General features: G+C 72.8%; 18 protein-coding genes. 10 read left to right on the top strand and 8 right to left on the bottom strand.

The window, feature by feature from the left end:
- The first annotated feature begins 26 nt into the window (after nucleotides 1–26).
- Both QOM21_RS17915 and QOM21_RS17910 read left to right on the top strand, forming a co-directional pair.
- Nucleotides 27–1706 carry a GAF domain-containing sensor histidine kinase gene (locus QOM21_RS17915; protein WP_407555710.1) on the top strand — a complete coding sequence of 560 codons (1680 nt, stop codon included), beginning with the start codon at nucleotides 27–29 and terminating at the stop codon, nucleotides 1704–1706.
- A gap of 297 nt (nucleotides 1707–2003) precedes the next feature.
- On the top strand, nucleotides 2004–3251 hold the full coding sequence (locus QOM21_RS17910; RefSeq protein ID WP_407551320.1) for a peptidoglycan DD-metalloendopeptidase family protein: 1248 nt from the start codon (nucleotides 2004–2006) through the stop codon (nucleotides 3249–3251).
- Between the two features lie 121 nt (nucleotides 3252–3372).
- Here QOM21_RS17910 and QOM21_RS17905 read toward each other — a convergent pair whose 3' ends face one another.
- Entirely contained in the window at nucleotides 3373–4512 is a 1140-nt protein-coding gene (locus QOM21_RS17905; protein ID WP_407551318.1) for an HAD hydrolase family protein, read from the bottom strand.
- A 152-nt stretch (nucleotides 4513–4664) separates the two neighbouring features.
- Between QOM21_RS17905 and QOM21_RS17900 the strand changes: the two genes are divergently transcribed.
- From QOM21_RS17900 to QOM21_RS17885, 4 genes are all read left to right on the top strand, one after another.
- A complete protein-coding gene (locus QOM21_RS17900; protein WP_407551316.1) occupies nucleotides 4665–5564 on the top strand; it encodes an LLM class flavin-dependent oxidoreductase in 900 nt (299 codons plus the stop codon).
- Nucleotides 5565–5826: 262 nt separating this feature from the next.
- On the top strand, nucleotides 5827–6726 hold the full coding sequence (gene htpX / locus QOM21_RS17895; protein WP_407551315.1) for a zinc metalloprotease HtpX: 900 nt from the start codon (nucleotides 5827–5829) through the stop codon (nucleotides 6724–6726).
- Nucleotides 6727–6792: 66 nt separating this feature from the next.
- Nucleotides 6793–7356, top strand: coding sequence for a PspA-associated protein PspAB (gene pspAB / locus QOM21_RS17890; RefSeq protein WP_407551313.1), 564 nt, complete (start codon nucleotides 6793–6795; stop codon nucleotides 7354–7356).
- Nucleotides 7357–7412: 56 nt separating this feature from the next.
- On the top strand, nucleotides 7413–7955 hold the full coding sequence (locus QOM21_RS17885; protein ID WP_407551312.1) for an RNA 2'-phosphotransferase: 543 nt from the start codon (nucleotides 7413–7415) through the stop codon (nucleotides 7953–7955).
- A gap of 47 nt (nucleotides 7956–8002) precedes the next feature.
- Here the strand turns inward: QOM21_RS17885 and QOM21_RS17880 are convergent, their stop codons facing one another.
- The 3 genes from QOM21_RS17880 to QOM21_RS17870 form a co-directional block, all read right to left on the bottom strand.
- Nucleotides 8003–9109, bottom strand: a complete 1107-nt coding sequence (locus QOM21_RS17880) for a MerR family transcriptional regulator (protein ID WP_407551310.1) — start codon at nucleotides 9107–9109, stop codon at nucleotides 8003–8005.
- Nucleotides 9110–9371: 262 nt separating this feature from the next.
- On the bottom strand, nucleotides 9372–11240 hold the full coding sequence (locus QOM21_RS17875; RefSeq protein ID WP_407551308.1) for an SDR family oxidoreductase: 1869 nt from the start codon (nucleotides 11238–11240) through the stop codon (nucleotides 9372–9374).
- A complete protein-coding gene (locus tag QOM21_RS17870; protein ID WP_407551306.1) occupies nucleotides 11237–12103 on the bottom strand; it encodes a M24 family metallopeptidase in 867 nt (288 codons plus the stop codon). Before QOM21_RS17870 ends, QOM21_RS17875 begins: the two co-directional genes overlap by 4 nt.
- A gap of 329 nt (nucleotides 12104–12432) precedes the next feature.
- Between QOM21_RS17870 and QOM21_RS17865 the strand changes: the two genes are divergently transcribed.
- From QOM21_RS17865 to QOM21_RS17850, 4 genes are all read left to right on the top strand, one after another.
- Entirely contained in the window at nucleotides 12433–13503 is a 1071-nt protein-coding gene (locus QOM21_RS17865; RefSeq protein ID WP_407555709.1) for an ABC transporter ATP-binding protein, read from the top strand.
- Nucleotides 13493–14428: an ABC transporter permease subunit gene (locus tag QOM21_RS17860; RefSeq protein WP_407551305.1), complete on the top strand. Its 936-nt coding sequence runs from the start codon at nucleotides 13493–13495 to the stop codon at nucleotides 14426–14428. The genes QOM21_RS17865 and QOM21_RS17860 overlap by 11 nt, the downstream gene beginning before the upstream one ends.
- A gap of 91 nt (nucleotides 14429–14519) precedes the next feature.
- Nucleotides 14520–15431: an ABC transporter ATP-binding protein gene (locus QOM21_RS17855; protein WP_407551303.1), complete on the top strand. Its 912-nt coding sequence runs from the start codon at nucleotides 14520–14522 to the stop codon at nucleotides 15429–15431.
- 78 nt (nucleotides 15432–15509) lie between these two features.
- Nucleotides 15510–16229 carry an ABC transporter permease subunit gene (locus QOM21_RS17850; RefSeq protein ID WP_407555708.1) on the top strand — a complete coding sequence of 240 codons (720 nt, stop codon included), beginning with the start codon at nucleotides 15510–15512 and terminating at the stop codon, nucleotides 16227–16229.
- A gap of 72 nt (nucleotides 16230–16301) precedes the next feature.
- Here QOM21_RS17850 and mltG read toward each other — a convergent pair whose 3' ends face one another.
- From mltG to lysA, 4 genes are all read right to left on the bottom strand, one after another.
- Entirely contained in the window at nucleotides 16302–17123 is an 822-nt protein-coding gene (mltG, locus tag QOM21_RS17845) for an endolytic transglycosylase MltG (protein WP_407551301.1), read from the bottom strand.
- A 121-nt stretch (nucleotides 17124–17244) separates the two neighbouring features.
- Nucleotides 17245–18549: a CynX/NimT family MFS transporter gene (locus tag QOM21_RS17840; RefSeq protein WP_407551299.1), complete on the bottom strand. Its 1305-nt coding sequence runs from the start codon at nucleotides 18547–18549 to the stop codon at nucleotides 17245–17247.
- Nucleotides 18550–18689: 140 nt separating this feature from the next.
- A complete protein-coding gene (locus tag QOM21_RS17835) occupies nucleotides 18690–19400 on the bottom strand; it encodes a FadR/GntR family transcriptional regulator (protein ID WP_407551297.1) in 711 nt (236 codons plus the stop codon).
- 183 nt (nucleotides 19401–19583) lie between these two features.
- Nucleotides 19584–21074 (bottom strand): diaminopimelate decarboxylase, encoded by a 1491-nt coding sequence (gene lysA / locus QOM21_RS17830; RefSeq protein WP_407551295.1) that lies wholly within the window; start codon nucleotides 21072–21074, stop codon nucleotides 19584–19586.
- Between the last annotated feature and the right edge of the window lie 5 nt (nucleotides 21075–21079).

Raw genomic sequence — 21079 nt, 5'->3', positions numbered from 1 at the left:
ACGGCGGCGGCACGGGTGCGGACCCGATGGAGGCCGCCACCGAGGCCACCCGCAGTCTGCGGGGACTGTCCCCGGAGCTGACCTCCCGGTTGCCGCAGCTGCTGGAGGCGATGCGTACCGTCGGCGCGGGGTTCGACCTGCACGTCACGCTCGACCGGATCGCGCAGACGGCGGCGGAACTCGCCGATGCCCGGTACGCCGCGATCGGGATCATCGACGATGCGGGCGAGGGGCTTTCGGACTTCGTGACGTACGGCGTGAGCCCGCAGGAACGCGAGCGGATCGCCGCGCTGCCCGACGGCCGCACGGGACTGCTCGGCGCGCTGATCCACGATCCGAAGCCGCTTCGGCTCGCCGACCTCGGCCAGGACGTGCGCTCCGCCGGGCTGCCGTCGGGGCACCCGCCGATGCGGACCTTCCTGGGGGTGCCGATCCGCGTCCAGGGCGAGATCTTCGGCAATCTCTATCTGACGGAGAAGCGCGGCGGCGGGGAGTTCAGCGAGGAGGACCTGCACATGGTGCGGGTGCTGGCCACCGAGGCCGGTATCGCCATCGGCAACGCGCGCGTCTACGCGCTGACCCGGCAGCGTGAGCGGTGGATCGACGGTTCGGTCGCGGTGACCACCGAACTCCTCGCCGGCAGCGATATGGACGACGCGCTCGCGGTCGTCGCGGAGCAGGCGCGGAAGCTGGCGGATTCGGCCGCCGGCATCGTGCTGCTGCCCGACGACGAAGGGGGCCTGGAGATCGTCGCCGTCTCGGCGGACGATCCCGCCGGGATCCTGGGGACGCGGATTCCGCCCGAAAGCCCGGTGACCGAGCAACTCCTCGCCGGGGAGCCGGTGTTCGTGGACGATTCGGCCACCGACCCACGCATGATCACGGCGATCGCGCCGCGCTTCGGTCCCAGCATGATGCTGCCGCTCCGAAGCGGCGGCCGGGTGCTCGGCACGCTCGCCACGCCCCGCCACCGGGGCGCCCGCTCCTTCACCGGTGCCGAACGGACCCTGGCCACCCAGTTCGCGGCCCAGGCGGCGCTGGCACTGGTGCTCGTCGACGCCCGGCGGGACCGGGAGCGGCTGGCCGTCTACGAGGACCGCGACCGGATCGCCCGGGACCTGCACGACCTCGTCATCCAGCGGCTGTTCGCGACGGGAATGATGCTGGAGAGTGCCCAGCGCAAGGCCGTGGTCCCCGAGGTGACCGAGGGCATCGGCACGGCCGTCGACGAGCTGGACGTCACCATCCAGGAGATCCGTACCGCGATCTTCGCGCTGCAACAGGGGCCCGCGGAGGCGCCGTCCGGGCTGCGGACCAGGGTGCTGCGGGAGGTCGGTACGGCCGCCGTACCGCTGGGTTTCCAGCCGTCGGCACAGTTCTTCGGCCCGGTCGACTCCCGGGTCGGCGAGCTGACCGGGAAGAATCTCATCGCGGCGGTGCGCGAGGCGCTGTCGAACGCCTTCCGGCATGCGCAGGCCACCCGTATCGAGGTGACCGTCGATGCGACGGTCACCCTGCCGGACGGGACCGACGGCGTGCGGTTGTCGGTCGCCGACGACGGCGTCGGCATCCCGGCCGGAGGCCGCCGCAGTGGCCTGAAGAACCTGGCCAGGCGTGCCGAGGCGCTCGGGGGATCGAGTGCGTACGGGCCCGGTCTGGGAGAGGGCGGGGCCGGCACGCGGGTGATCTGGGAAGCCCCGCTCTGACGGGTCGCCCTTGCGTCGCCGAAGGTCCGGCCGAGACACCGGGCGCCGGTCGGTGCGGATTGGGCCGTTGGGGGCCTTGGACGGCACCTGGAGCAGTGAATCAGGCGATTCCGGGCGACTTCAGGCAATTATCGGTCCATGTGTTCATCTGCGTGGCGACACCCATGGTGGCGAAGACGGAGGTGTACCGAGGCCCGGCGCCGCGGTCGGCCCGGTGGTCCCGGCGAGCACGGACGCGGCCGTCCCGGCGGTCTCCGCCGCCTCGCCGGCCTCCTGCGTCGCAGGCGCCGGGGCCGTATGGCCGGGGCCTGCGCGATGTGCGCGGTGGGAGCCTTCGCCCTGGTCGTATCGATGGTGCTCGGAGCAGGCGCACGCTTCTCCGGGGCACCCACCGCTTCCAACGGGCCTTCCGGGACGGATGGCCCGCTCGCTCCCACCGCGGACGCCTCGGAGGACGCCGGCGTACGGGCCGGAGGGCCGCTCCCCGGTCCACGCGCCCACCTCCAGGGCCGCGGACCGGTCGCTCCCGGCCCGGAGGGCTCCGTCCCGAGCCAGGTGCCGCGCGGTCCCGCTGAGCGGCTGGCCGCCGTGAGCCTGGAGGTGATCCGGCTGGGCGAGGTGTCGCGGAGGGCGAGCCGCTCGTACACCGAGGGGCACCGCGCGGCACTCGAGCAGCTGGCCGAGCGCGATCGGCTGCGGACCGCGTTGCTGGGGGAGCAGCGGCTGGTCTCGGCACTGCGCCGGTCGGCCGGTGCGATCGCGGCCGAGCAGTACCGCACCGGCAACATGATCGGGTACACGGTGCGTCAGTCGGCGGCCGAAGGGCGCAAGCCGCTGGCCACGGTGCTCGCGGAGGCCGAGAAGCGGGAGGGGATGCTGGCCGCCCGGCTGCGTGGCGCGGGCCGGGAGAGCCGCGCGATGGAATCGGACAGCGCGACGGCCGCGTCCCGCATCGCCACCCTCACCGCCCGCAGCGCCCGGCTCCAGGAGGAGCGGACGTACGCCGACCGCGGACTGAGCGCGGCGCGCGGCGAGTTGCAGCAGCTCTCCCAGGAGGCGTCGCGTGACGGTTCCTGCGGCAGGCTGCCGCGCGCGGTGTCCACCGCGGCGCGGGCCCTCGCCCCGGCGGCCTCACCGCGCGGACGCTGGACGCGCCCGGTGGAGAGCTACGAACTCTCCGCGCCCTTCGGCGGCGAGGGCACCCGATGGGCCGACGGCCATACGGGCCAGGATTTCGCGGTCCCCGTGGGGACCTCCGTCAGAGCCGTCGGCGGAGGCAAGGTCGCCAGCGTGACCTGCGGAGACGGCTTCGGGATCAGCCTGGTCCTACGGCATCGCAACGGTCTGTACTCGCAGTACGCGCACCTGTCCGCGGCGATGGTGCGGCCGGGTCAGCGGGTGCGGCCCGGGGAGCGGATCGGGCTCTCGGGCAACACCGGCAACTCCACCGGCCCGCACCTGCACTTCGAGGTGCGGCGGACGCCCGACCTGGGGTCGAGCGTGGATCCCGTCTCGTGGCTGCGGCGGCACGGGGTGCGGCTCTGAAGCGCGGGCCCGCGCTGTGCTTCAGCGCGGGCCCGGGCCGAGTCCGAAGAGGCGTGCGCGCGGCCGGCCGCTCACCACCGGCCGGGCCGGGTGCCGTGTGGTGCCGGCGCCCCGGCGGGGCTCAACGCCCTTGAACGATCCGCTCGATGACGGCGGCGACACCGTCGTCGTTGTTGGACTCCGTGCGGTGGCCGGTGGCCGCCAGGACGTCCGGATGGGCGTTGGCCATGGCGTACGCGGTCCCGGCCCAGGTGAGCATCTCTATGTCGTTGGGCATGTCGCCGAAGGCGACGACCTCGGCGGGGGAGATACCGCGCTCCGCGCAGCAGCGGGCGAGGGTGCCGGCCTTGCTGACGCCCGGGCCGCTGATCTCCAGGAGGGCGGTGGGGCTGGACCGGGTGAAGGACGCCAGGCCGCCCGCGGCCGACCGGGCCAGTGTGAGGAAGGCGTCGGGGTCCATCTCGGGGTGGTGCGCGAGCAGCTTGAGGACGGGCTGGTCGGGGCCCGTGGTGGTGATGTGGCCCGCGGGGGTGCCGGCGGCGCTGCTGACGATCACAGCGGCGCCGCCGTCGGCCGCGTGCTGCTCGCCGGCGCCTTCGCGGCCGTGGCCGGTGAGGGGCTCCGCGATGTCGTCGACACCCGTCCCCGCGGGGCCGGGCACGGCGCCCGGCACGCCACCGAACGCGACCGCGGCGTCCTGAGCCGTGTCGCCCTCGCTCACGTCGATGCCGGTCATCTCGATGCCCGTCGCGTCGATCCCGGCCGTCTCCGGGGCCGGCGGCGGTGCGAAGTCCTCTGCGAGGAGCTTCTCGGCCGGGGCGATGACCGCGGCCGGGTCGCGGTGGAAGGGCGGGTAGTGCGGCTCGTAGTGGATGCCGCCGGTGCGCTCGACCGCGAAGGAGGTGCCGGGTGCGGCGCTGCGGAGGATGTCCACGACGTCGAGGGCGACCGCGCGCTCCAGCGGGCTGACCTCCACGATGCGGCGGCCGCGGTGCAGGTCGACGACGGCCGCGCCGTTGGCGCAGATCGCCAGGCCGTGGCCGTGCACATGGTCGCTGACCACGTCCATCCACCGGGCCGGGCGGCCGGTGACGAAGAAGACCTCGATGCCGGCCCGCTCCGCGGCGGCGAGCGCGGCGATCGTCCGGTCGGAAACCGTCTTGTCGTCGTGCAGCAGCGTGCCGTCGAGGTCGGTGGCGATCAGCCGGGGCGCAACGGCCGGCTCGGGCGCCCGGGGTGGCGTGGCAGAGGCATCAGTCACCGGGACATCTTCCCGTACGAGCGTGCACAGGCGTGCGGTGGGGCGCGCGCATGAGCTTTCGGGGGCCGTGGCGGGTGGCCGCCGTGCCGGGGTGCGGGGGTGCCGTCCGGCGAGGGGACGGGGTGCGCCCGCGCCGCCGTAGGCTCGGAGGTATGCAACTGAGCACCGTGATCCTCCCCGTCCGCCGCTGGTCCGAAGGCGGAAGGGCGGTGTGGCAGCGCGCCGAGGAGCTGGGCTTCCACGCCGCGTACACCTACGACCACCTCTCCTGGCGGAGCTTTCGTGACCAGGTCTGGTTCGGCGCCGTCCCGACGCTGACCGCGGCCGCCGCCGCCACGTCGCGGATGCGCCTGGGCACCCTCGTCACCTCCCCGAACTTCCGGCACCCGGTGACCCTCGCCAAGGAACTGATCTCCCTCGACGACATCAGCGGCGGCCGGATCACCCTCGGCATCGGCGCCGGCGGCAACGGCTTCGACGCCACCGCGCTCGGCCAGGAGCAGTGGTCGCCGCGGGAACGGGCCGACCGCTTCGCCGAGTTCGTGCCCCTGCTGGACAAGCTGCTGAGCCAGGACGTCGTCTCCCACGAGGGCACGCACTACTCCGCGCACGAGGTGCGCAACATCCCCGGCTGCGTGCAGCGGCCCCGGCTGCCGTTCGCGGTGGCGGCGACCGGGCCGCGCGGTCTGAAGCTGGCGGCGCGCCACGGCCAGGCATGGGTGACGACGGGCGATCCCAAGGTCGTCGCCGAGGGCGGCACGTCGGCCGACTCCCGGAACGCCGTCCGCGGGCAGATCGAGCGGCTGGGCAAGGCCTGCGCGGACCTCGGGCGGGAGCCCGGCGAACTGCGCAAGATCATGCTGGCCGGCTTCACCCCGGACCGGCCGCTGGACTCGGTGGACGCCTTCGTCGACTTCGCGGGCGCATACGCCGAGCTGGGCTTCGACGAACTCGTCCTGCACTGGCCGATCGCGGATTCGGTCTTCGAGGCCGATCTCGCGGTCTTCGAGCGGATCGCCACCGACGGGGCGGCGCAGCTGGCCGGCGAGTAGGCGACCGCCGGCGCGGCGGGCGCGGCGGTTCGGTGGACCGCCGCGCCCGCGGCTCGCGGCTCGGCGAGCCGCCGGGTTCCGGCCCGGAAGCCGGCCGGAACCCGCCCGGCAGCCCGCCGGCCTGGGCTTTATCCCACGAATAGGACACAAGAGGGAGAATTGGTGACAGCGGCGCAGTGTGCAGGGCGCGGCGCGCGGGTGAGCTGAACGCGCGAGCCGGGTCAGGCGCGCTGCGCGACATCGCGGCGCAGCGGAGGATGCCATGGCCCGGACCCGATTCGCCCCCGACCGCGGGCTGACCTCCCGCATGGTCACGACGATGTTCCTGATCGGGCTGTTGTACGTGGTGGTCGTCGGCGTACTGGTGGTGCTGCTCAAGGGCGCCTGGGTGGTGATCCTGCTCATCGCGGGCGCGCTGTTCGTCGCGCAGTTCTGGTTCAGCGACCGCATCGCGGCGTTCAGCATGGGGGCGCGCGAGGTCACGCCCGAGCAGGCCCCCGAGCTGCACGGCGCCGTCGACCGGCTCTGCGCGCTGGCGGACATGCAAAAGCCGAAGGTCGCGATCGCCGAGTCGGATGTGCCCAATGCCTTCGCGACCGGCCGCAACCAGAAGAACTCCATGGTGTGCGCCACGACCGGGCTGCTGCGGAGGCTGGAGCCGGAGGAGCTGGAGGGCGTGCTCGCGCACGAGCTCTCCCATGTCGCGCACCGCGACGTCGTGGTGATGACCATCGCGTCCTTCCTCGGCGTGCTGGCCGGGATCATCACGCGGGCCGCCCTGTGGAGCGGCGTCGGGCGCGACAGCCGCGACCAGAACGCGGCCATCGCCGTCCTGATCGTCACCGCCGTCAGCGCGGTCGTCTACGCCATCAGCTTCCTGCTGACCCGGCTGCTGTCCCGCTACCGGGAGCTGTCCGCCGACCGGGCCGCCGCGATGCTGACCGGCCGCCCGTCGGCGCTCGGGTCCGCCCTGACGAAGGTCACCGGGCAGATGGCGCGGATCCCCACCCGGGACCTGCGCAAGGCCGAGCCGTTCAACGCGTTCTACTTCGCCCCCGCCTTCAGCAAGGAGGGCGTCAGCCGGCTGTTCTCCTCCCACCCGACCCTCGAACAGCGCCTCGACCAACTCGCGCGGATCGCGACGCAGCTGGGGCGGCCGTGAGGGCGGGTGCCCTCCGCGCCGCGTCACCGGGCACCGCGCAACAATCGATCAAGGAGTACGTCGCGCATGGGATTCCTGGACGCCATCCTCGGCCGCAGCAAGCCGGTACGCCCCGACCTCGATCAGCTCTTCGCGCTGCCGTCCGCCGCCGTGACCCTGCAGGCCGCGGCCGGTTTCGTGCCGACCGGGCTGGGCTCGGTGTGCTTCGCGAGCGTCGAGGGCGGCGCCTTCTCGCGCATCCAGGAGGAGGCGCGGTCACTGCTGGACGGTTCGGTGGAGTTCACCCAGGACGCGTACGGCTACACCTGGTTGCTCGTCAGCCATCCGCCGGAGGACGTCGCGGGTCTGGTCAACGACCTGCACGCGGTCAACACGTCCTTGGCGGAGTCCGGCTTCGGCCCGCAGCTGCTGTGCTCGCTGGTCGCCTTCCGCGACGACCGGCAGCGGCCGCTGGCGTTGGTCTACCTCTACAAGCGCGGCACGTTCTACCCCTTCGCGCCGCACCCCAGCGGTGGCGAGAAGCGTGACAGCCCGCTGGAACTGCAGATGCGGGCGATGCTGGCGGACGATCTGACGGTCGAGAAGGATCTTGCGCGCTGGTTCCCGGTGTGGGGGGCTCCGGGGCTCTGAGCTGCGCCGTACGCAATTCGGATGCCCTCCGGCGTCCCGCGCGCCACCCTGGGAGCATGAACGTCCAGCGCTCCGTGCGCATTTCGAAGTATCTGGCGAAGCATCTTCGCCACGAGCCGGAACGGATCGGCCTCACGCTCGACGCCCGGGGCTGGGTGCCCGTGGCGGAGCTGATCGCGGCGGCCGGCCGGCACGGCTTCCGCTTCACCCGGGCCGAGTTGGAGTCGGTGGTCGCCGACAACGACAAGCAGCGCTACGCCATCGAGGGCGACCGGATCCGCGCCAACCAGGGCCACTCCGTGCGTGTCGACCTCGGCCTGTCCCCGGTCGAACCGCCCGCCCAGCTGTTTCACGGGACGGTCGCCCGCACCGTCGCGGCGATCCGGAGCGAGGGACTGCGGCCGATGGCCCGACATGCCGTGCATCTGTCGGCGGACCGGGAGACCGCGACGCGGGTGGGTGCCCGGCGCGGCCGGGCCGTGGTGCTGACGGTCGACACGGGGGCGATGTACCGGGCGGGCCACGAGTTCCGGGTCAGTGCCAACGGGGTGTGGCTCACCGGTCGCGTACCGCCGGAATTCCTGCGCTTTCCCGGGTGAGGCGGCAGGCGGGCCCGAGCGGGCTCGCGCATCGGCGCCGTTCGGGCTCAGGAATCGGTGCCGGGAGCCGACGTCAGGGCGTCCATCGTGCGGGCGTGCACCTCGCGCTGCGCTGCCGCGGCGATGAAGGCAGCCGTGTTCTGCGCGCCCACGAGGTCCCGTACGGCGCGGACGGCCTCGGCGGGCAGGACCACCGGCTCGGAGCCGGGCGGGAGCCCCGGGCTCTCGACCCCGGCCGGCTGCGGGGCCGCCGAGCGATGCCCGCGATCCGGCTGCCCCGACTCCTCCTCGGCTTTTTCCTCTTCCGGCGCTGTTGCCGGTGCCGCTGCCGCCGGCCCGATGCCGCCCGGTGGTATTCCCGGACCCTCGGCCCCCGCCCCGCCGGGTGTCCCCTGGAAGTCCGGCGGGAGCCCTTCGATGAGGTGATGGCGCAGATATCGGGCGGCCAACGTGCGCATGGCGCGGGCGAGTTCGGCGTCGACGGTCTGCTGGGCGAGGGGGCGCAGGCGGCGGACGAGGGCGGCGGCCTCCACCGCCTCGGCTTCGGTGGGCGGGTGGTCGAGGAACGGCTGGAAGACGTATTCGGTGGTGAAGTCCAGGAAGCGGGAGGCGATGTGCTCGACCTGGCCGCGCAGCTCGCGCAGATGGGAGGAGATCGCGGGCAGGGGGACGCCGGCGGAGTGCAGCTCGGCGGCGACCGCGAGCTCCTGCGGGCTCGGGACGCGGAACTCGTCGTCGCGGCCGGGAATGCGCTCCAGCACCCCCAGGGCGACGGCCTCGGACACCGCCGCGTCGTCGGACGTACCGCCGAAGGTGGCGTCCAGCTCGGCACGGCTGATGCGGGACGCCTCCTCGTCCGTCCAGGGGCCGTCGATCTCGGCGACCAGGCCGAGGACCCCGCCGAGTCCGCGCCCCGCGTCCCAGGCTTCCAGCAGTTCCTTGATGCTGGCGAGGGTGTAGCCGCGGTCGAGCAGATCGGCGATCTGCCGGAGCCGTGCCAGGTGGGCGTCGCCGTAGACATTGGCGCGGCCGCGCCGCTCCGGGCGGGGCAGCAGTCCGCGGTCCTGGTAGGCGCGAATGGTGCGGACCGTGGCGCCGCTGAGGTGGGCCAGGTCCTCGATGCGGTATTCGGCCGACGGCGGCTGCTCGGTCACTGCGTGCTCCTTACGGTGGGCCGCGTCGTACGAGACGGTCGGCAGCGTCCTGCGCGAGGGGCGCGCGGCCCGCTGCGCCCCTGCCGCGGCCCGTACGGCAGGTGAGGACGCCGGACAGGCGACGGCCGTGCGCGGCGGCCCTTTCTGCGAGGGATGGTACGACCGCCGCGGCTCCGGCCGATTCGCCACCACCGCCCCCGATCCCCGCCTTCGAGCCGCAGGCGCCTCGGGACGGGCGGGTGCCCGGCCCGAGGCCGCCGCCCTACAGCGGTGGCTCCATCCGGGCGAGGGCGCGCAGCGCTCGCGGGGTGAAGCGGGACATCAGGTGTGCGCCGCGGGCCTCGGGGGTCACGGGCACCACCGCCTGGTTGCGGACCACCGCGCGCAGGATGGCGTCGGCGACCTTCTCCGGCGGGTAGTTGCGCATGCCGTACAGCCGCGCGGCCTTGGCCTGCCGGCGCTTCTCCTCGTCCGCCGAGACGCCGGTGAAGCGGGAGGTGGCGGTGATGTTGGTGTTGACCAGCCCGGGGCAGATGGCCGAGACCCCGATGCCCTGGCCGGCCAGCTCCGCGCGCAGACACTCACTGAGCATCAGCACCGCCGCCTTGGACGTGCTGTAGGCGGGCAGGACCCTGGACGGCTGGAAGGCGGCGGCCGAGGCGGTGTTGACGATATGGCCGCCCTGCCCGCGCTCCGCCATCCGCCTGCCGAAGACCCGGCAGCCGTGGATGACGCCCCACAGATTGACGTCCAGCACCTTCTTCCAGTCCTCGGCGGAGGTCGTCATGAAGGAGCCGGACAGCCCGATGCCGGCGTTGTTCACCAGGACGTCGACGGTGCCGTATTCGGCGTCGACCTTGTCCGCCAGCTTCTCCATGGCCGCCTCGTCCGAGACGTCGACGACCTCGCCCCAGGCCTGCGGGGCACCGATCAGCCGGGCCATGTCGGCGGTCCGCGCCGCGCCCTCCGCGTCGCGGTCGACGGCGATGATCCGGGCGCCGGCTTCCGCGAAGGCGAACGCCGTCGCCCGGCCGATGCCGCCGGCGGCGCCGGTGATCAGCACCAGCTGGCCGCCGAAGCGGTCGGCGTGCGGTCCCCTGGCCACGACCTGCTTCGCCGGATCGCCCTCCTCCTTGGCCGTGACGAACTCGCCGATCCAGGAGACCAGTTGGTCGGGCCGGGTGCGGGGCACCCAGTGCTTGGCCGGGAGGGTACGGCGCACCAGCTGCGGTGCCCACTGCTCCAGGTCGTCGTAGAGGCGCTGGGAGAGGAACGCGTCGCCGGTCGGGGTGATGAGCTGGACCGGGCAGTGTGCGTAGGCGTCGGTGCGGGGGCGGCGCAGCCGGGCCCGGACGTTGTCGCGGTAGAGCCAGGCACCGTGCGCGGCATCGGTCGGCAGCGACGGTGTCGGATAGCCGTCGGCCGGCACCTTCTCCACCCGGCGCAGGATGTCGGGCCACCGCTTGCCGAGCGGGCCCTTCCAGGCCAGCTCGGGCAGCACGGGGGTGTGCAGCATGTAGACGTACCAGGACTTGGCGCCCTGGCCGAGGAGCTGGGCCGCGCGACGCGGTGTGGGGCGCGCCATCCGCTTCTTGATCCAGTGGCCGAAGTGGTCGAGGGAGGGGCCCGACATCGAGGTGAAGGACGCGATACGGCCCTCCGTGCGCCGGGCGGTGGCGAACTCCCAGCCCTGCACCGATCCCCAGTCGTGGCCCACGAGGTGGACCGGGCGGCCGGGGCTGACGGCGTCCGCGACGGCGAGGAAGTCGTCCGTCAGCTTCTCCAGGGTGAAGCCTCCGCGCAGCGGTCGGGGGGCGGTGGACCGGCCGCAGCCCCGGACGTCGTAGAGCACCACATGGAAGTGGTCCGCCAGGCCGCGGGCGACCTCGGACCACACTTCCTTGCTGTCCGGGTAGCCGTGCACCAGCATCACCGTCGGCGAGTCGGGATCACCCAGCTCGGCGACGCACAGCTCGACCCCACCGGTGGCGACCCGGCGCTCCCGGGCCCCGGAGAGGCCGTTCACGGGCGACCGCTCCGCGCCCCTCGGCGCACTCCGCCCTTCGCCCTCCTGCCGGCGCTGCTGCCCTTCCCGGCCCTGCTCACGGCCCTGTTCACGTCCGGTGCTCATGCGGCCTTCTCCTCCTGCCAACGCCGCACATGCGGCAGATCGTCGTCCAGCCAAAAAGCGCTCTCCTGGGGGTCCTTGGAGTCCGTGACCACCAGGATCTCCTCGAACTTCGCCCCCGTGCCCCGGAATCCGAGGTGGGGCTCCACCGCCCACAGTCCCGGCTGCGGCGGGTGGTCGGAGAAGGTGTACGGGCTCCACAGCGGGGACCAGCCGTCGCGGTGGCCGTGCAGCGCGTCGGAGGCGAGGCCCTTGAGGGATTGGGTGCCGAAGCCGAAAAGCGTGGGTGACCAGCGACGTTCCTTGACCCGGTCGATCTTGTGCGCGATCACGCCGAAGGGATAGGCGCGGTGGCGGTTGGCGTACCCCTGCCGCACCATCAGCCGCTCGACGTCCTCGTATATCTCGCGCAGCGGGCGCCGCTCGCGCACCTCGTGCAGGATCAGCTCGCGGTGTGCCTCCAGGTCGGCGAGCAGCCGGTCGTGCACGGGATTGAGGCCGAGGCAGCCGGAGTAGCCGATATCGGCCGTGAAGCCCTGGTGGACCGGTGCCATGTCGAGGATGAAGGCCATCCCCGGCTCCAGCTCGCGGTGGGTGGGGAAGAACTGGAGGGGGATGCGGAAATTCGCGAAGGCGGTGCGGTCGCCGAACCAGGCGAACGGCAGATGGAACCAGTCGCGCACCCCGCGCTCGCGCAGCCACTCGCGCTGCATCCGGGCGGCCTCGCGCTCGGTGACGCCGGGCTTGAGCTGGGCGGCCACCGCCTCCGCGCAGGCGTAGGCGAGGCGCTGGACCTCCCGGAATCCCCGTAGCTCGGCGGTGAGCTCGCCGGCTCCCGCCGAGGTCGCTGAAGTGACTGAGGCCATCGCCAACCGTCCGTCCGTAAGCGGTTCATCGCGGTACGTGCCCGTAACTTGACACTGATGAATGTGACAATGACCGGCGGCTGCGTCAAGGGGGTGTGCACGGAGCGAGGCGAAGCCCACCCTCCCCGCCTCGTTGTCCACAGGCTCCCCGCTCACCGGGTGCGAACGCCTGAGCCTCCCCGGCCACCGCCCGGCGTGCGGAACCCCGAGCCCAGGACCGTTCGCAGCATGATTCCCCTACGGGGCCGTAGTCCCGGAGAGGTAGGGACATCCAACCGTCAGGTCTGACGACGGGTGTGTCGGTCGCCACTACCGTCGTTGCCGTGACTGTGATCGTGACCGAAAGCCTGAGCAAGCGGTTCCCGCGGGTTACCGCCTTGGACCGGCTCTCCGTTGACATCGCCCCCGGCGTGACCGGCCTGGTGGGTGCCAACGGCGCCGGCAAGTCCACTCTGATCAAGATCCTTCTGGGACTGGCCCCGGCCACCGAGGGGACCGCGCACGTCCTCGGACTGGACGTGACGAAGGACGGCGGCGCCATCCGTGAGCGGGTCGGCTATATGCCCGAGCACGACTGCCTGCCGCCGGACGTCTCGGCGACGGAGTTCGTCGTGCACATGGCCCGGATGTCCGGGCTGCCGCCCACGGCCGCGCGCGAGCGCACCGCCGACACCCTGCGCCACGTCGGCCTCTACGAGGAGCGCTACCGCCCCATCGGCGGCTATTCGACGGGCATGAAGCAGCGGGTGAAGCTGGCCCAGGCCCTCGTCCACGACCCGCAGCTGGTGTTCCTCGACGAGCCCACCAACGGTCTGGACCCCGCCGGCCGGGACGAGATGCTCGGCCTGATCCGGCGTGTCCACACCGACTTCGGGATATCGGTCCTGGTGACGTCCCATCTCCTCGGCGAGCTGGAGCGCACCTGCGACCACGTCGTGGTCATCGACGGCGGCAAGCTGTTGCGATCCTCCTCCACCGACGAGTTCACGCAGGTCACGGCCTCGCTGGCGGTCGAGGTCACGGACAGCGAAGCGCATCCGGACGGCACCGCGGCACTGCGGGCGGCGCTGGTCGCGGCAGGCGCCGCGGTGACGACCGACGCGGCCGGCCCGGGGAGCGTCACCGCCGGACACGTGCTGTTCGTGGAGGCCGCGAGCGAGGAGACCTACGACCTGGTGCGGGACACCGTCGCCGGCCTCGGTCTCGGTCTGATCCGGATGGAACAGCGCAGGCACCACATCGCCGAGGTCTTCCACGACGCGGACGCCGCCGCGGAGGCGGCCGCCGAGGTGCCCGCACAGCCCCACCCCGGCGCCACAGGAGCAGCCCCCGCCGCGCCGGTGAACGCTCCGAGCGCCCCGCAGCCCACCAAGGACGGAGGCGCCCCCGATGTCGCCTGAGCCCACCACGTCCACGCCTGCCTCCGCGCCCGTCGCGCCGCAGGGAGCCGCCGCGGGTGCCTTCATCCACAACATCGGCTACCGCCACTACGACGGCCCCCGCCAGGGCCGCGCCTACGCCCGCCGCTCGCTCTTCTCGCAGAGCCTGCGCGGCGCCTACGGTCTGGGCCGCTCGGCCAGGACCAAGGTGCTGCCGATGCTGCTCTTCGCGGTGATGTGCCTGCCGGCCGGGATCATCGTCGCGGTGGCGGTGTTCACCAAGGCCGGCAGCCTCCCCGTCGACTACACCCGCTACGCCGTCTACCTCCAGGCCGTCATCGGCCTCTACCTGGCGTCCCAGGCCCCGCAGTCCGTCTCCCGCGACCTGCGCTTCAAGACCGTCCCGCTCTACTTCTCCCGCCCCATCGAACGCGTCGACTACGTCGTGGCGAAGTTCGCGGCCATGGCGAGCGCGCTGTTCCTGCTGACCGCCGCTCCCTTGGTGGTCCTCTACGTCGGGGCGCTGCTGGCCAAGCTGGACTTCCTCGACCAGACCAAGGGCCTGGCGCAGGGCCTGGTCTCCGTCGCGCTGCTCTCGCTGCTGTTCGCCGGCATCGGTCTGGTCATCGCGGCCCTCACGCCGCGCCGCGGCTTCGGAGTCGCCGCGGTGATCGCCGTCCTGACCATCCCGTACGGCGCCGTGAGCGCGGTCCAGGGCATCGCCTCCGTCCAGGGCAACGAATCGGCCGTCGGCTGGCTCGGGCTGTTCTCCCCCATCACCCTCATCGACGGCGTGCAGTCCGCGCTCCTCGGCGGAACGAGCTCCTTCCCCAACGGCCTGGGGCCGTCCACCGGCGCCGGGTTCGTCTATCTCCTCGTCTCGCTGGCCGTCATCGCCGGCAGCTACGCCCTGCTGATGCGCCGCTACCGGAAGGCGGGTCTGTGACCGCTGCGACCGTGACCGTCCGCTCCGCGCGGGCCACCGCTGGGCGCTGCCCCCAGCCCACCACCACCCCTGGAAGGAAGGGGCTGCGGCCATGACCACCCTCCACATCGACCACGTCTCGCGCTGGTTCGGCAATGTCGTCGCCGTCAACGACATCACCATGACCATCGGCCCCGGTGTGACGGGCCTGCTCGGGCCCAACGGCGCCGGCAAGTCGACGCTGATCAACATGATGGGCGGCTTCCTCGCGCCCTCGGGCGGCTCCGTCACCCTCGACGGCGCCACCATCTGGCGCAACGCCGGGATCTACCGCCACCTCGGCATCGTCCCCGAAAGGGAGGCGATGTACGACTTCCTCACCGGCCGCGAGTTCGTCCTGGCCAACGCCGAGTTGCACGGTCTCGGCCGCGCCGAGGCGGCCAGGGCGCTGGCCACCGTGGCCATGGAGTACGCCCAGGACCGCAAGATCTCGACGTACAGCAAGGGCATGCGGCAGCGCGTGAAGATGGCCTCCGCGCTCGTGCACGACCCTTCGGTGCTGCTGCTCGACGAGCCGTTCAACGGCATGGACCCGCGCCAGCGGATGCAGCTGATGGAACTGCTGCGGCGGATGGGCGACGAAGGCCGTACGGTCCTGTTCTCCTCGCACATCCTCGAAGAGGTCGAGCAACTGGCCTCGCACATCGAGGTGGTGGTCGCCGGCCGGCACGCCGCGTCCGGTGACTTCCGCAAGATCCGCCGGCTGATGACGGACCGTCCGCACCGCTATCTCGTCCGGTCCGACAACGACCGGGCGCTGGCCGGGGCGCTGATCGCCGACCCGTCGACGTCCGGTATCGAGGTCGATGTCGTCGAGGGCGCACTGCGGATCCAGGCCGTCGACTTCGGCCGCTTCACCGCCCTCCTGCCGCGGGTCGCCCGTGAGCACGGCATCCGCCTCCTGACGGTCTCGCCCTCCGACGAGTCGCTGGAATCCGTCTTCTCCTACCTCGTAGCGGCCTGAGGCCTGAAAGGAGCCTGACGCATGTCCACGACCTCCCCGACGGCCCCGTCGAATTCCCTGACCCCTCCGAAGTTCTCGCTGTTCAACCCGACCGTCGCCCGGCTCACCTACCGCGGCCTGCTCGGCCGGCGGCGTGCCGGGATCCTCTTCGCGCTGCCCGCCCTGCTCATCGTCATCGCCCTCGCCATCCGCATGCTGGCCGGCGCCGACGACGCCACCGCGAGCGGCATTCTGGGCGGCTTCGCGCTCGGCACGATGGTGCCGCTGATCGGCGTCATCGCCGGCACCGGCGCCATCGGCCCGGAGATCGACGACGGCTCGGTGGTCTATCTGCTGGCCAAGCCGGTGCGACGCTCGACGATCGTTTTCACCAAGCTGCTGGTCGCGATCGGCGTGACGGTGGTGTTCTCCGCCGTCCCGGTCCTGGTGGCGGGCTTCGTTCTGAACGGCAACAGCCAGCAGATCGCGGTGGCGTACGCCCTCGCCGCGGCCGTCGCCTCGATCGCCTACAGCGCCCTGTTCCTCTTCCTCGGCACGATCACGCGGCACGCCGTCGTCTTCGGCCTGGTCTACGCCCTGGTGTGGGAGGCCCTGTTCGGCAACCTCGTCCCCGGCGCGCGGACGCTCAGCGTCCAGCAGTGGGCGCTTGCGGTGGGGCAGCGGTTCGGTGCGGAGGGCGCGATCACCTCGGAGGTGCAACTGCCGCTCGCCGTCTTCCTCTTGGTGGCCGTCACGGGACTCGCCACCTGGTACGCCGGTCGCCGGCTGAAGGCACTGACCCTCGCGGGTGAGGAGTAGAGCCGCAGGCACGGCGTGAAGGAGCCCCGGCGGGGCGGCGAGCAGGAGGAGTGAGCGGGCGCGGCCCCCACCTCACCCCTCCTGTTCGCCGCTTCCGCTCTGCTGCTGTGCGTTGAACTCCCGGACGTTCCGGAGGTGTTCCTGGTAGTCGGCGGTGAAGCGGGTGTCGCCCGGCTTGACGGTCACGAAGTACAGCCAGTCACCGGCCGGGGGCGAGCCCGCCGCCTTCAGCGCGTCCGCCCCGGGGCTGTCGATCGGGGTGGGCGGCAGGCCCTGCTGCTTGTAGGTGTTGTACGGGCTGTCGGTCCTGATGTCGGAGTGCGTGGTGTTGAGCGTGCTGCGGCCCAGCGCGTAGTTGATGGTCGAGTCCATCTGCAGCGGCATCTTCTCGGCGAGCCGGTTGTCGATGACCCGGGCGACCTTGCCCATGTCGTCCGGCCGGTCCGCCTCGGCCTGCACGATGCTGGCGATCACCACGGTCCGGTAGGAGGCGATGCCGTCCGCGGCCAGCCGGTCATGAGCGGTGTCGACCATGTAGGAGAGCAGCGAGGCGGGGGTGGTGTCGTCGTGGATCGGATAGGTGGCCGGGAAGAGGTAGCCCTCCGGGTTGCCCTTCGCCTCGTCCGGCAGCTTGAGCCGCGCTCTTTCGGCCGCCTTCGCGGTGGTGCCCTCGGCCACATGGAGGGCCTTGTCCGCGGCGGCGTAGATCTGCTTGGCCCGCATGCCCTCCGGGACGGTCAGCGTCTCCGCCCGCTCCGGCCCCTTGCTCAGCAGCCGGGGCACGAGGAGCACGGCGAGGGCCACCAGGACACACAGCCCGGCCGCAAGAAGGAGCCGGCCGGTGCGGGAGATCCGCTTGCGTGGCCGGCGAACGGTGCGCTCAACATCGCTCATGAGGGCACCGTAAGCCAGTCAGCGGTCGGACGGGATGCCCTCCCCCTTGATCACTTCGGAAGATGAGCAGCCGAGGGGCGGCGCCGTGGAGCCGCACGGGTGGCGGCCCGGTGGGGCGGCCTCAGGCCGTGTCCCCGATCCGGCGGTCTCGGCCCGCGCCGACGCCCAGAAGGGCGAGTCCGGCGCAGACGCCGAGGAGGACCAGGAGGGGGACGGTCCAGCCGCCCGTCGCCTGGTGGACCGCGCCGAGGGCGAGCGGGCCGACCGCGGCGAGGAGATAGCCGCCGGTCTGGGACATCCCGGAGAGCCGGGCCGCGGTGTGCGCGTCGCCGGACCGGAGCACCATCATCGTCAGCGCCAGGCCCAGCGCGCCGCCCTGCCCGATGCCGAGCAGCGCGGCCCACAGCCAGGCGCCGGCCACCGGCGCCACCAGCAGCCCCGCGACGCCGCAGGCCATCAGCGAGGAGACGGTGACGCCCAGCAGCCGCTGGCGGCGCATCCGGCCCGCGAGCATCGGCACCACGAACGAACCGGCCATCTGCACCAGCGTGCTGAAGGCGAAGACCAGACCGGCCTCGCCCTTGGCCATGCCGTGGTCGGTGAGGATCGTCGGCATCCAGGCGATGGTCACGTAGGCGATCAGCGACTGCGACCCCATGAAGAGCGTGACCTGCCAGGCCAGCGGGGAGCGGCTCAGCCTCGGTCCGCTCCCGGCCGCCTGCGCGGGCGTGTTGCCGTGGCGGCTCTCCCCCGGCCCGCCGGAGCGCGCGGCACTGCGGCCGCGGCGGCTGAGCACGGTCTGCGGGATCCAGACGAGCGCCGCGACGGCGGCCAGCAGCGACCAGGAGACGAGCGAACCCTGCCAGGCGCCCAGCGCGCTCTCCAGCGGCACGGCGGTCGCGGCGGAGACGGTCGCGCCCAGGATCATCGCGGTGGAGTACAGCGCCGTCATACCGGCGGCCCGGTCCGGGAAGTCGCGCTTGATCAGGCCCGGCATCAGCACGTTCAGCAGGGCTATGGCGGTGCCGACCACCGCACAGCCCGCGAACAGCGCGACGACGGGCGGGGCGATGCGCAGCACGATGCCGCCGCACAGCAGCATCAGCGCCCCGCACAGCACCGCCTCGGTGCCCCAGCGGTGGGCCAGCTTCGGCGCGGCGATCGAGCCCAGGCCCATGAAGATCAGCGGAATGGTCGTCACCAGGCTGCTGGCGGTCGCGGTGAGGTGGAAGTGCGCACCGATCTCACCGAGCAGCGGTGAGACGCCGGCGAGCGCGGCCCGCATGTTGAGCGCCGCGAGGACGATCCCGGCGAGGAGGAGGGCCGGGTGCGCCCGCAGCCGACGGCGGACCGCGGCGGCCTCCGGCGCCGAGGTCGTCTCCTCCTCCGCGTCGATCAAGGGTGATTCGAACCTGGTCCCTGACATGCGTGCGTACCTCGCCTATCGATTGCCTTGTGTGTGGGGGAGCCGTCGGGGCGTGTGCCGGCACGACGGGCAGCTGCTGCGCGCTGCGGGAGGGGGAAGAGCCAAGGGGCCCGTGTCTCCGCGCGCCTGCGGCCTCGGACTCAGTCGTCGGCGAGCAGGGCCTCCACGGCCCGTTTCGGCTTGTCCAGCAGCTCGCGCGTGGCCCGTTCCGCGGCCTCGGGGTCACCCGCCGCGATGGCGTCCATGACGGCGCGGTGGTCACCGTGCACGACCTTCGGCATCGCCTGGTCGTCGAGCGCGCTGACCAGCGCCTCGCGCACGGAACTGCTGAACCAGCCGTAGGTCGCGGTGAGCGCGGTGTTGTGCGCGGCCTCGACGACGGCCCTGTGGAAGGCGATGTCATGGTCGGCGTAGAGCTCAACGCTGCCGGAGGCGGGTTGTCCCGCGGCGTCCGCCAGCCGGGCCTGGGCGTCCAGGGCCGCCCGCATCCGCTCCAGGTCGGCGGGCTCGTGCCGCAGCGCCGCCAGCCGGGCGGCCTCCGCCTCCAGCGCGATCCGCAGCTCCAGGACATCGCGGATACCGGCGCGCTGGACGCCGCGCATGATGTCGCCGGGGTCGGCGGCGGACACCACGAAGGTGCCCTCGCCCTGGCGTGAGCGCAGCATCCCGGCGTGCACGAGGACGCGGATCGCTTCCCGGACGGTGTTCCGGCCGACCTGGAGCTGTTCGGCGAGGGCGTGTTCGGTGGGGATGCGCGCCCCGACCTTCCACTCGCCGGCCGCCAGCTGGGACCGCAGGGCCTCGACGACGGTGTCCACCAGGGACTGCCGCCCCGCTGCCTGCAATGCCATGCCGTCCGGCCGCCCCTCTGTCGGTGTTCGCGCCGCCGCGGTCCCTGCGGTGTCGCGGGCTCTGCCCGGTTGCCCAGTCATCCTACAACTGATGCATTCAGGGTACACGCAAGAGTGCAGGGGGACGAAGGCCGCACTCCACGGCCGCCCTCATCCCCCTCCGCCTGCCTGCCCGGTCTCCCGCTAGAGCCCGATGTCCCGCTCCTGGATGTCGGCCAGGGACTCACGGCGGACCAGGAGGCGCGCGTGGCCCGCGGTGACGGCGACGACCGGTGGGCGTCCGACGAGGTTGTAGCCGGAGGCCATGGAGAGGTGGTACGCGCCGGCGACGGGGACGGCGAGCAGGTCACCGGGCCGGACGTCGCCGGGCAGCGCGACGTCGGAGGCGAGGATGTCGCCCGCCTCGCAGTGCCGCCCGACGACGGTGGCCGGTTCGGGCGCGGCGCAGCTGCGCCGGCCGACCAGCAGGGGCGCGTAGCGCACCCCGTACAGCGCGGGCCGGGGGTTGTCGCTCATGCCGCCGTCCACCGCCACGAACCGGTGAGCGCCGGTCTGCTTGACGGCAAGCACCCGGTAGAGCGCGATGCCCGCGGGGCCCGCGATGGCGCGGCCCGGTTCGATGGCCAGCCGGGGCACCGGCAGTCCGGCCGCCGCGCAGCCGCGGGCCAGTTCGGCCCGGACCTTCGTGCCGAGGCAGGCGAGGTCCAGTGCGGGCTCGCCGGGGCGGTAGGCGATGCCGTGGCCGCCGCCCAGATCCAGCTCGGGCAGTGTGCTGCCGTGCTGATCGCGGATCCGGGCGAGTAGGCCGACCAGCCGTCGTACGGCGGAAAGGAACGGCTTGACGGTGGTGATCTGCGAGCCCAAGTGGCAGTGCAGTCCGACGAGTTCGAGGCCCTTCTGGCCGAGTACCCGGGCGATGGCGTGCCGGGCGGACCCGTCGGTGAGCGACAGGCCGAACTTCTGGTCGTCGGTCCCGGTACGGATCTTGGCGTGGCCGCCGGCAGCGATCCCGGGCACGACCCGGATCAGCACCTTCTGCCGGCTCCCCACCGGGACGAGAGCGGCGAGCCGGGCGATCTCCGAGGTGCTGTCGATGACGATCCGGCCGACGCCGAGCCGGAGCGCCGTCCGCAGGTCGGCCGGGCTCTTGGCGTTGCCGTGCAGCAGGATCCGCTCGGCGGGGAACCCCGTGGAGACGGCCAGCTCCAGCTCGCCGGCGGAGCAGACGTCGAGGCCGAGGCCCTCCTCCCGGACCCAGTTCGCCATGGCGCGGCAGAGGAACGCCTTCGCCGCGTAGAAGACATCGGCTTCGGGAAATGCCCGCACATAGGCCCGGCAGCGGAGCCGGACCTCTCCCTCGTCCAGGACGTAGGCGGGGGTGCCGAAGCGTTCGGCCAGCTGGGTGAGGGGGACGCCGCCGACGGAGATGCCGCCGTCCGGGAGCGGCAGCGCGGAGGTCGGCCAGACGGACAGCGGCACGCTCTCCGGGGCCGAGGGCGGCGCGTCGGGCTCGGCCGCCCGCGGCACGGGGACCGTGGCGGGCCGGGCGGGCGCCGGGCCGACCGTGGCCCGTGGTTCGGTGGCCGCCGGGACGGCCGGGGCAGGGGTCGGCCGGTCGGCCGGAGGGGCGGGCACAGGCGAGGTGTCGGCCCGGGGCAGAGTGTGGTGAGTCATGGTGT

It is taken from the genome of Streptomyces sp. Pv4-95 (genome assembly GCF_045782725.1).
In the GTDB taxonomy this organism is placed as follows: domain Bacteria; phylum Actinomycetota; class Actinomycetes; order Streptomycetales; family Streptomycetaceae; genus Streptomyces.
Note: the sequence above shows the minus strand (reverse complement) of the source record. Positions and strands in the feature narration are given on the sequence as shown.